Below are 310 nucleotides of genomic sequence, written 5' to 3'. Positions count from 1 at the left end.
CGACGAACGCGTAGATTTCGGCGGCACGGCGTCGGTCTCCCGAGCGAACCAGGCCGCGGCCTTTGACAAGATCTCGCGCTCTTCGCGCAGGCGCTTGATCTCCCGGCGGAGATGGGACAGTTCCTCGCGTTCAGCGCTGGTCATGCCATCGCTGCGGCGGCCATCATCGCGGTCGGCCTGGGCTACCCAGTTGCGGATGGTCTGGTCCGAGGGTTCGAACTCGCGAGCCAGGTCTCGTGGATCCCGACCGCTGCGTACCAGGTCGATCATCTGTTGCCGAAACTCCGGCGTATACGGTGGGCGTGTTCTA

General features: G+C 64.8%; 1 protein-coding gene. It reads right to left on the bottom strand.

Annotated features, from left to right (window positions below):
- A partial coding sequence (locus HALO32_RS17825; RefSeq protein ID WP_151445250.1) for a transposase occupies nucleotides 1-310 on the bottom strand: 310 nt, incomplete at both ends.

Origin of the sequence: Halomonas lysinitropha (genome assembly GCF_902500215.1) — a bacterium.
Classification (GTDB): domain Bacteria; phylum Pseudomonadota; class Gammaproteobacteria; order Pseudomonadales; family Halomonadaceae; genus Halomonas; species Halomonas lysinitropha.
This window is presented reverse-complemented; position numbering and strand designations above follow the sequence as displayed.